This is a genomic window from uncultured Rikenella sp. (genome assembly GCF_910579375.1).
Lineage (GTDB): Bacteria > Bacteroidota > Bacteroidia > Bacteroidales > Rikenellaceae > Rikenella.
In genome coordinates this window covers 1-10,532 of sequence record NZ_CAJTUJ010000065.1, presented here as the reverse complement: position 1 = coordinate 10,532, position 10,532 = coordinate 1, and the positions used below count along the sequence as shown (strand labels likewise).

Here is a 10,532-nt window from a genome sequence, read left to right as displayed (position 1 = left end):
GCCCCACGTCCCGTGGACGGGAAATGCTCGCGCATTTCCACTGGCCGTCTCTACCCCCGTTCTCTGTTCGCGCGCCTGGGGAAATCTTGTCAAAACGCGCCAGCGCATTTTGACGATTTCCCTCCTAAGGCGTGGCGCGCGGTCGAGCTTTGTCACGCCTAAAACTGCCCTACGCGGGCGGCGTCCGGGTGACCCCGGCAGGACGGAGCGATACTGTGTATCGCTTAACCATCTCAGCCCAACTCTTTGTCCGCGCGAGGGCGAAAAAGGGTATCTTTGCAAAATGGGCGGCAGCGTGGAATGCGAGCCCTCCCTTTAACTTTTCAAAAACAATGACAAAAATGTGGCTCAAATGGCCGGTGGTCGGACTCTCGCTCCTCTGTCTGGGGGGCTGTTTTTCGTTCGGAAACAAAAAGGCGCAGCCGGCGGTCGAAAACAAAAAGACGATCGAACCGGAAAAGACGGAGGGGTGGGAGGTCGCGTTCACGATCGAATACAAAGGTGACAAAGAGGAGGTGACCCGAATCGAACTGGCGGGGGTCGGCGAGGTGCAGATCTACTGGGGCGACAGCATGGTGCGGGATCTGTCGCTGGATTGGAGGCTGAAGATGAAGGTGGGAGAGGAGCGGGAAATCAATGACTCGAAAGTGGTCAAACATGTATACGAAGCGCCGGGAAAGTATCGGGTGAGGATGGTAGGAAAGACGGGGGGAAGTCTGATCTGGTTCAAATGTCAGCAGGATGGGATAAAGGAAAACATATACCTGACGACGCTCGACGTATCGCGTTGTCCGGGGCTGGAGTTCCTCTATTGCAGAAACAACCGGATAGCGCGGCTGGAGGTCGGCGGACTGACGGAGCTGAAAGAACTGGATTGCGGGAACAATGAGCTGACGGATCTGGACGTCACGCAAAACAAGGAGCTGGAGGGGCTGGAGTGTTTCGGAAATCGGTTGGAGGAGCTGAATATCAGCCAAAACAGCAAACTGAAAAAGCTGGAGTGCCAAGAGAACCGACTGTCTCGATTGGAGGTGGACAACAATACGGAGTTGACCCTTCTGTGGTGCCACTCGAACCGGATCGAGAGACTGGAGCTTGGATCGTGCACGCTGCTGGAGGAGCTGGATTGTTCGAACAATCGGCTGACGGAGTTGGACGTAAGCCGGAATACGGAGTTGTGGTATCTGAAATGTAACAAAAACAGGCTGACGGAGTTGAATGTCGAGATGTGTCCGAACTTATCTTCGTTGGAGTGCGCGAAAAACCAGCTGACGACACTGGATTTCAACAAAAATACAGAAATGAAGTTCCTGACTTGCTCGGACAATCGGCTGACGAGGTTGGGGGTCGATTCATGCAGCAGGCTGGAATGGCTGTATTGCAACGGAAACCGGCTGACGGAGTTGAATCTGAAAAGGTGTACGGAAATGGTCGAGCTGATGTGTCAGGATAACTTGCTGACAGAGCTGGAGGTCGAGAATTTCAACTCCTTGCGTATGCTGCTTTGCCAGCGGAACCGGCTGACGAAATTAGAGGTCAAGTGGAGCAACCGTTTGGAGGAGCTGGATTGCTCGGATAATGAGCTGACGGAGCTGGATGCGACGGGGTGCAACTGGCTGACTCAGATATACTGTATGGGGAACCGCTTTTCGACGGAGGCGGTCAACCGTTTGTACGGCACGCTGCCGGAGCGGAGCAAGGAGGAGCCGGGAGGGATCCGGCTCGACGAGAATGACGAGCCGGTCGGAAATACGGCGATACTGGCGGCGAAAAACTGGAAGCTGGGGGTTGTCCTGGTCAAAGCGGAAGAGGAGGAGGAATAAGGCCTATGCCTGCTCCGCGCCGGGACGAAGGGCGTAGGCGCGCTGGCGGATGAGCTCGGCCCACTCGCGGGCGGAGTGTTCCTGGGTCACTTCGATCGGTTCGCCGATATAGATGTCGAGGTGTTTGCCGTGCTGGTCGAACATCTCTTTGGGCAGCAGAACGGTGCCCAGATTCAACCGGATGCGGAGCCATTTGCGAAGCCGTTCGAAGCGATAAAAGAACATGGAGTTCCGGCCGTCGATGTAGACGGGGATCACAAGCCGGCCGCTCTCCCAGGCTTTCTGGGCGAAGTTCCGTTTCCAGGGGGGATCGGTGATCTGGCCGTGGATCAGGCGCGAACAGAGGCCGGCGGGAAAGGTCACGACGGCGGCGTCGCTTTCGTACATCTCGACGAGGCGGCGGGCGTAGGAGGCGCTCTGGGCGCCGTACTTATTAACGGGAACGAAGATCGGGGCCAGAGGTTCGAGGTGCATCAGGAGGTCGTTCACGATCACGCGGACGCCGGGAACGTAGGGGTTCACGGCTTCGGCGAGCATCAGGCCGTCGAGGCCGCCGAGGGGGTGGTTCGAGGCGAAAAGCACGCGGCTCTCTTTCGGAATCCGGTCGGCGCCGTGGACGGTGTAGGTCACGCCGATGTACTCCAGGGTGGAGCGGATGAACTCCATCGGGGACTGGGCGCCGTAGTGCGAGAGGACGTGGTTGATGCGACGAAGGCGGACGAGGCGCTCGAGGCCGCGGATGACGAAGCGGGGGATCCATCGCGCCAACCGCGGATTTTTGGCGCGCAGTAATCGACCTATGTCTATGGTTTCCATGGGGTGCAAAAATAAAAAACGCGGGGGATTTTTTCAATACGCTCTCACGGGCGCCGCCCCGGGCTGCCGCCGCCGCGATTCGGGGGCGCTGAGCAGTCTCGGCAATGAGGGTACGGTGTGGTCGGAGTCGACGGAGGCGAACGGGGCAGAGAGCTGGAGGCTGACGTTTCTGACGACGTCGATGAGTCCTCAAAGCGCGCATAGTCGTGCGTTCGGTTTTCCGTTGCGCTGCCTCTCGGAATAAACGGATCGCGCGCCTGCGGTGGGCAAGGTGGAGCTACCCTATTTGCATTTTAAGTGCATCCCTGCGGTTCGAAGAACCGCGCGGGCCGATAGCCTCCCCCAGCGGTCGGCCCGCGCGACCCGTTGGGCCGCAAGAGCACAGCCCAAAGCAAAGCCCAATTCTCCGCCCCGTGTCAGCCTCACTGCGGCTCCGCTGTCGCTCCGCCGGTGCCGCTCGGCACGCGAAAGCTGGGCGTGTCTGCTCCCAAACGTCGCCCGCGGCAATTCTTGCCGGATTGGCCGAGTGCCAACCGGCAGAATATGCCCTTTTAGGCGGGCGGGCGACGGAGTTTTTGCATGCAGTTCTTCGTCCGCGCGCCTTGCGCGATTCATCCATATTCGGCTCACGCCGAAATAGCTGAATCGCTTCTTTAGGCGGGACGCGCGATTTAGTTTGAGGGTACTGCGCTCGGGCCGCGCGGGCCCCACGTCCCGTGGACGGGAAATGCTGGCGCATTTCAACTGGCAGCCTCTACCCCACTTTGTTCGCGCGCTGGCGGAAATCTTATTCAAACGCGCACTACGCGTTTGAATGATTTTCTTCTTCAGCGGTCGCGCGCGGTCGAGCTTTGGCCCGCCTAAAACTGCGGGTCCCGCATACCCGCGATGGACAAATAACTATATCTGCTCCGTTTATTCCGAGAGGCAACGCAACGGAAAACCGTAAGCACGGCCGCCTACATACGTGGGGTTGATGTTCGAGGTGTAGAAATTCAAATTCCGCCCGCCGATGCTGTTCACGGACGACGACCAATCGTAACCGTAATTTCCCGTCTGATACAGCAGCCCGTCGCCGTGGCTGAGGAAGCCCGGGGCGGAGTAATACCATCGCCCCGGGCCACACGAAAAAAGTTTCGAAGAAAAAAATCCACCCCCGAACTGTGAAATGAATAACAATAGAAAAATATTTGTATCTTTGTCCTGCCGAGGTTCGCTCCGCCCGGAGCGCGCTCGGTGTACCTGAATACACAGAAGAAACATAAACCATTAAAAACCAATACTGTTATGTCAATCGACCTGAGCAAGTACGGCATCAAAGACGTGAAGGAGATCATCCACAACCCGTCTTACGAAGAACTCTACAAGGCTGAGACCTGCAACTGCCTGACCGGTTACGAAAAAGGCGTAGACACCGAACTCGGTGCGGTGAACGTGATGACCGGCGTCTTTACCGGCCGTTCGCCCAAAGATAAATACATCGTCAAGGACGCTACCACCGAAAACACCGTATGGTGGACGTCGGATTTCGCCAAAAACGACAACAAGCCTATCACGCAGGCGGTGTGGAACGACCTGAAAAAGATCGCTACAGACGAACTCAGCGGCAAGAAATTGTATGTGATGGACACTTTCTGCGGCGCCAATCCGGACACCAGACTCAAGGTGCGGTTTATCGTCGAGGTGGCTTGGCAGGCGCATTTCGTGAAGAACATGTTCATCCGGCCGACCGAAGAGGAACTCAAAAACTATGGGGAACCGGACTTCGTGGTGCTCAACGCTTCGAAGACCACCAACCCGAATTGGAAGGAGATGGGCTTGAACTCGGAAAACTTCGTGGCTTTCAACCTCACCGAAAAGATGCAGCTCATCGGCGGTACCTGGTACGGCGGCGAGATGAAAAAGGGGATCTTCTCGATGATGAACTACCTCCTGCCGCTGCGCGGGATCGCTGCGATGCACTGCTCGGCGAATAAGGGGAAGGATGGCGACGTGGCTATCTTCTTCGGACTCTCGGGGACGGGGAAAACCACGCTGTCGACCGATCCGAAGCGCGAACTCATCGGGGACGACGAACACGGTTGGGACGACAACGGCGTCTTCAACTTCGAGGGCGGCTGCTATGCCAAGGTGATCAACCTGGACAAGGATTCGGAACCGGATATCTACAAGGCGATCAAACGGGATGCACTGCTCGAAAACGTTACGGTGGATGCCAATGGGAAGATCGACTTCAACGATAAGTCGGTGACGGAAAATACCCGTGTATCGTATCCGATCTACCACATCGAAAACATCGTGAAACCGGTGTCGAAGGCGGGGCCGGCGCAGAAGGTGATCTTCCTGACCGCAGACGCTTTCGGGGTGATGCCGCCGGTGTCGATCCTTACGCCGGAACAGACCAAGTACTACTTCCTCTCGGGCTTTACCGCTAAACTGGCGGGGACGGAACGGGGGATTACCGAACCGACTCCGACTTTCTCGGCTTGCTTCGGGGCGGCTTTCCTGACCTTGCACCCGACCAAATACGCCGAAGAGCTCGTGAAGCGGATGAAGGCTTCGGGGGCGACCGCCTATATGGTCAACACGGGTTGGAACGGAACCGGCAAGCGGATCTCCATTAAGGATACGCGCGGGATTATCGACGCCATCCTCGACGGTTCGATCGATAAGGCAGAGACCAAGATGATTCCGATCTTCAACTTCAAGGTGCCGACGGCTTTGCCGGGGGTAGATTCGAAGATTCTGGATCCGCGGGACACTTATACCGATCCGGCGGAATGGACCAAGAAGGCAGAAGACCTCGCAGGGCGGTTCGTGAAGAACTTCGAAAAATACACCGACAATGCGGAAGGCAAGGCGCTGGTAGCTGCAGGGCCGCAGCCGACCAAGTAGTTCGGGACGGAGCGGACGCTCTGTGATCCATCCTGCCGGAGGTTTCATCGTATCTGACGATGAAACCTCCGGTTTTTTTCGCGCGAAACATCCCGCAAGTTTTCTAACTTTGGGAACCCAAACAAAAAAACAGAATGAAAAAGACGCTGATTCTCTTTCTGCTGCTCGTCGGCACCTTCGTTAGCCGCGCCGGCGACCGGCCCAAGTACATCTTCTACTTTATCGGCGACGGCATGGGCCACAACGCTCTCGCGCTGACCGAGGCGTGTCTCGCTTCCCGACAGGGGGACGACGTGGCTTTCGGCGCACTCGGCTTCACCCGGTTCCCCGCGGTCGGATTCGCCACTACCTGGTGCGCCAACCGGCGGATGACCGACTCTGCGGCTGCGGGCACTGCCCTCGCCTCCGGACAAAAGACGTCGGTCGGGACGATCGGCATGAACGCCGACCACACGGGGCCGGTGCAGAGTCTGGCCGTGGAGGCCAAAGAGCAGGGCTTGCGGAGCGGGGTCGCCACCTCGGTCAGCATCGACCACGCCACCCCCGCCAGCTTCTTCGGCCATCAGCCCGATCGCGGCATGTACCACGAGATCGGGATGGACGCTCCGGCGACGGGGCTCGATCTCTATGCCGGGGCCGGTTTTCTGAAGCCTGCCGCACCGGCAGATGCGGCTGACCAGCGCTCTGTCTACGAGGCCCTGGCCGACGCCGGTTACAGCATCGCCCGGGGAGAGGGCAAACTCAAAGGCAAACGCGCCGTGCTGGTACAGGACACTGCTGCCGACCCTTCGAAACTCCCTCTCGCCATCGACCGGCGGCCGGGAGACCTCACGCTGCCTGCCATCACGCGTCGCTCCATCGACTTCCTGATGCGCGACGGAGGGGCGCGGGAGGGTTTCTTCCTGATGGTCGAGGGGGGCCAGATCGACTGGGCGGCCCATGACAACGATGCGGCTGCGCTGGTGAGGGAGGTGGAAGACTTCGACGAGGCGATCCGCGTCGCGGTGGATTTCTACCTCCGTCATCCCGAGGAGACGCTCATCGTCGTCACCGCCGACCACGAGACGGGCGGACTCGCGCTGGGGCGGCGCAACTTGGGGTACGACACCTATTTCGGCCTTCTGAACGCCCAGCAATGCTCAAATGGGGCTTTGAAACAGGCTCTCGGCAGGACGGAGGACTGGGCTGCCGCCAAAACGCTGCTGGGCGAGAAGATGGAATTCGGCGGGGCGGTTGCTCTGAACGAAACGGAATGGGCCGATCTCGAAAAAGCCTACGGCGAAGGGCCCGGACGGTGTGCCGAACGGGCTGTCGAGCTGCTGGCCCGCCATTCCGGAACCGGTTGGACGACCGGAAGCCACTCGGCTACGTATGTGCCTGTCTTCGCCCTCGGCATCGGTTCCGACCTCTTCCGGGGCCGGATGGATAACACGCAGGTGGCCGGTACGCTGCGCCGATTGATTCAGAACCGATAAGACTCGGTGTTTCGCCTGTTTTTTCGCTCCGTGACGCAATTTTCCGCCTTTCGATTTTGAAATCACCGGAAAATTGCGTTACTTTATAGAGAATTTAAAACCTCACGCCTATGAATACGATCACTTTCAACGAGCTGCGGCGGATCAAAGACGGTCTGCCCAGCGGGAGTATGCAGCGGATAGCGGACGAACTGGGGATTGACGTGGACACGGTTCGCAACTATTTCGGCGGTACGCACTACAAATCGGGCGAAGGGAATCCTTCGGGATTGCATATCGAACAGGGGCCGGACGGAGGAATCGTGATGCTCGACGACCGGACGATTCTGGACAAGGCGCTGGAGATTCTCAAGGAGGCTTGACGGGTCTCTTCTTTTCGTCGGTGGGCGCGTTTTTGACGTCCGGGGGCGAAATTTCGAACCGACGGGGTTATTTGCACGAAGTTTGCAAATAACTCCGTTGAATTTTTATCCCATCATTAAAATATAATAAGCTATGAAAAAGTTATTTTTCACCCTGCTGTTCGGCGCTGCCCTCGGCACGACTGTTTTTGCGGGCCCGAAGTCGGTCGCGACCAGCGACAAAAACGCTGCGGTGATCGAAAAAACGGTCTACACGACCGATCCGACCACGCTGCCCACTCAGGCGCAGGCCTTTCTGCGCAAACACTTTTCGACGCTGACCGTTCATCAGATCAAGGTCGAAAACGAGGCGGAGGGCCGGGAATACGATGTGAAACTAGCCGGCGGTTGCGAGATCGATTTCGACCACCGGGGCGAATGGACGCAGGTGGATTGCGGGCGAACCGCGGTTCCGACCTCTGTGCTTCCGGAACGGATCGCCCGTTATGTCGCTGACCATTATCCCCGTCAGTTCGTCGTCTCGATCGAGCGCGATGCGGACAAATACGAGGTCGAGCTGTCGGACAAGACGGATCTGGAATTCGACCTCCGGGGCGATTTCCTGCGGATCGATTAAGGTGATCCCGGGTTCGGGGGTTCGGGCGGCGCATGTATGTGCCGCCCGAACTTTTTTGTCGCCTGCGGGCGCGCGGGCCGAAAACCGGACGGAAGAGGCCGGTTTTTCGGTCAGAAGTTCTAACTTTGTCTCGGAGGCGGAGCCACGGGCTGCATTCCAAAAACAGATTTTCAACTCTTCTATTTTCTATTACGCATGAAAACGACTGCTTTTACCGAAAAACATATCCAGGCGGGAGCACGAATGGCTGAATTCGCGGGGTACAACATGCCGATCGAGTTCTCGGGTATCAACGACGAACACGCGACGGTGCGAGAGGGGGTCGGGGTGTTCGATGTTTCGCACATGGGCGAGATATGGGTCAAGGGGCCGAAGGCGCTGCCGTTCCTGCAATATGTCACTTCGAACGACGTGGCGGCGTTGTATGACGGGAAGGTGCAGTATTCCTGTTTTCCGAACGGCAGGGGGGGGATTGTGGACGATCTGCTGGTCTACCGGATCGATGCGGAGACTTATCTGCTGGTGGTGAATGCGGCGAATACGGCGAAGGACTGGGAGTTCCTGTGCGGCCATGCGCCGAAATTCGGACTGACACCGGGCAAGGAGCTCTATAACGCTTCGGACGAGATCGCGCAGCTGGCGGTGCAGGGGCCGAGGGCGATGGAGCTGGTGCAGGAGTTGTGCCCGGATCGGGAGGTGGAGTCGATGGAGTACTATACGTTCTGCAAAACGACGGTGGCGGGGATTCCGAATGCGATCCTTTCGATCACGGGATACACGGGGGCGGGAGGATGCGAAATCTATGTGGCGAACGAGGATGCGCCGAAGTTATGGGAGGCGCTGTGGAAGGCGGGGGAGAAGTTCGGGCTCAAAAATATCGGACTGGGGGCGCGGGATACGCTGCGGCTGGAGATGGGGTTCTGTCTCTACGGCAACGATCTGGACGACACGACGTCGCCGGTCGAGGCGGGGCTGGGATGGATCACGAAGTTCAACGACACCAAAGGTGATTTTATCGATCGGGCACTGTTGGCGGCGCAGAAAGAGCATGGGGTGGCGCGCAAGCTGGTGGGGTTCGAAATGGTGGAACGGGGGATTCCGAGGCACGGGTACGAGGTGGTGGCGCCGACGGGAGAACCGATCGGGGTGGTGACGTCGGGCACGCAGTCGCCGAGCCTGAAGAAGGGGGTCGGACTGGCGTATGTAAAACCGGATTTCGCCAAGGCGGGAACGGAGATCACGATTGTCGTGCGGGGCAAACGGATCAAGGCGCAGGTGGTGAGGCCGCCGTTCTATAAAAAATAGGGGCAAGGATGACTACGACGACAAAATACCTGCAAGGACTCAGGCAGGCTTTCGCCGACCACGACGGGGCGGAGTTGTGGGAGCGGTTCGAACGGGTCCGGCGCGGGGCGACGCCCGAAGAGATCGAGCGGCTGAAAAAGGCGTATCCGAAGGTGCCGGAGGGGTTGGTGGAGTTGCTCGAATTCGTGAACGGAACGTACTATCAGACTTTTGCGGGGGTGGCGAATTGCTGTTTCACGCTGCTGGGGGCGGAGGAGGAGGGGGCGGAGTATGATTTGTACTCGGTGGAGCAGATGATCGAGGGCGGCAGGGAGGGGTTCGGGTACATCACGGATCGGTTGGAAGGCAAGGCGAGGGGGGAGATAGAGGTGGATCCGAAGATTACGAACCGGCGGAAGGAGGTCTGCTGGCTCGGGTTCGCGGCGGGGGGCGGGAGCGAGCAATTGTTCGTCGATTTCTCGCCGGCGAGGGGCGGGAGGTGCGGACAGATCGTCTCGTTCCTGCACGATCCGGACGAGCTGGTGGTGCTGGCGGAGAGTTTCGATGAGTATCTCGAAATACTCATGGAGCGGGGGTACGATTTTATCGATGAGGAGGTGGTGGATGCGCTGGATCGGTTCTGAGGGCCGCCCCGGGCTGCCGCAGCCGTCTTTCGGGCGCGGTGGTCAGCGTCGGACAGCACGGTTACAGCTACTCTTCGTCAACGACCGGAATGCAGGGAATATGTCTGAATTTCAATATGTCGTGGGCTTATTACGAGCTCCCGGACAGCCGTGCTCACGGTCTTCAGTTGCGTTGCCTCTCGGAATAAACGGGCAGGAGAGCTTTCGACGAAACCGATTGGGGACTTAGAACCCGGGCTTGCTTCTTTTTCTTATGCTTGCGGTTCTTCGAGCCGCGCGGGCCGAAGCCACCCCTGGCGTAGGCCTGCAACTTCGCGGGGCTCGTTGCGCCCCCGCTGGCTCCGACCCGCACCAAATTCAGCCCAATTCTTTATTCCGTGTCTTTTTCCTCGCGCCTGCGCGATTCAGCTATATTCGGTTCGCCGCCGAAATAGCTGAATCGCTCCTTTAGGCGTGGCGCGCGTTTGCATTGAAGTAATAACGGCCGCGCGCCATGACACGAACGCGTCGGCCAAGCGGGCCCGCGGTGGGCAAATGGCAGCCTCAGCCCAGCTCTCTGTTCGCGCGCCGGGGAAATCTTGTCAAACGTGCCAACGTATTTTGACGATTTCCCTCTT

The 10,532-nt window shown here is 58.4% G+C and carries 9 protein-coding genes; 7 read left to right on the top strand and 2 right to left on the bottom strand.

The genetic code is table 11. The annotated features are described in order from the left end of the window. The first annotated feature begins 332 nt into the window (after positions 1 to 332). Positions 333 to 1,823 (top strand): leucine-rich repeat domain-containing protein, encoded by a 1,491-nt coding sequence (locus QZ302_RS06560; protein WP_294593827.1) that lies wholly within the window; start codon positions 333 to 335, stop codon positions 1,821 to 1,823. 3 nt (positions 1,824 to 1,826) lie between these two features. On the opposite strand, the gene QZ302_RS06555 is transcribed toward QZ302_RS06560, so the two are convergent. Together QZ302_RS06555 and QZ302_RS06550 are read right to left on the bottom strand one after the other, a co-directional pair. Next, the gene (locus QZ302_RS06555; RefSeq protein ID WP_294593826.1) at positions 1,827 to 2,639 is read right to left on the bottom strand and encodes a 1-acyl-sn-glycerol-3-phosphate acyltransferase; all 813 of its coding nucleotides are present in this window, start codon (positions 2,637 to 2,639) and stop codon (positions 1,827 to 1,829) included. Between the two features lie 915 nt (positions 2,640 to 3,554). Beyond that, positions 3,555 to 3,818 carry a hypothetical protein gene (locus QZ302_RS06550; protein ID WP_294593825.1) on the bottom strand — a complete coding sequence of 88 codons (264 nt, stop codon included), beginning with the start codon at positions 3,816 to 3,818 and terminating at the stop codon, positions 3,555 to 3,557. A gap of 108 nt (positions 3,819 to 3,926) precedes the next feature. Here QZ302_RS06550 and pckA point away from each other — a divergent pair, with 108 nt between their 5' ends. The 6 genes from pckA (at position 3,927) to QZ302_RS06520 (ending at position 9,915) form a co-directional block, all read left to right on the top strand. After that, complete coding sequence (pckA, locus tag QZ302_RS06545) at positions 3,927 to 5,534, top strand: phosphoenolpyruvate carboxykinase (ATP) (RefSeq protein WP_294593824.1); 1,608 nt, start codon at positions 3,927 to 3,929, stop codon at positions 5,532 to 5,534. 134 nt (positions 5,535 to 5,668) lie between these two features. Then, on the top strand, positions 5,669 to 7,009 hold the full coding sequence (locus tag QZ302_RS06540; protein ID WP_294593823.1) for an alkaline phosphatase: 1,341 nt from the start codon (positions 5,669 to 5,671) through the stop codon (positions 7,007 to 7,009). A 110-nt stretch (positions 7,010 to 7,119) separates the two neighbouring features. Next, positions 7,120 to 7,371, top strand: coding sequence for a DNA-binding protein (locus QZ302_RS06535; protein WP_294593820.1), 252 nt, complete (start codon positions 7,120 to 7,122; stop codon positions 7,369 to 7,371). Positions 7,372 to 7,504: 133 nt separating this feature from the next. Beyond that, positions 7,505 to 7,987, top strand: a complete 483-nt coding sequence (locus tag QZ302_RS06530; protein WP_294593818.1) for a PepSY-like domain-containing protein — start codon at positions 7,505 to 7,507, stop codon at positions 7,985 to 7,987. A 195-nt stretch (positions 7,988 to 8,182) separates the two neighbouring features. Then, positions 8,183 to 9,292, top strand: coding sequence for a glycine cleavage system aminomethyltransferase GcvT (gene gcvT / locus QZ302_RS06525; RefSeq protein WP_294593817.1), 1,110 nt, complete (start codon positions 8,183 to 8,185; stop codon positions 9,290 to 9,292). 8 nt (positions 9,293 to 9,300) lie between these two features. Next, on the top strand, positions 9,301 to 9,915 hold the full coding sequence (locus QZ302_RS06520) for an SMI1/KNR4 family protein (protein ID WP_294593815.1): 615 nt from the start codon (positions 9,301 to 9,303) through the stop codon (positions 9,913 to 9,915). The last annotated feature ends 617 nt before the right edge of the window (positions 9,916 to 10,532 follow it).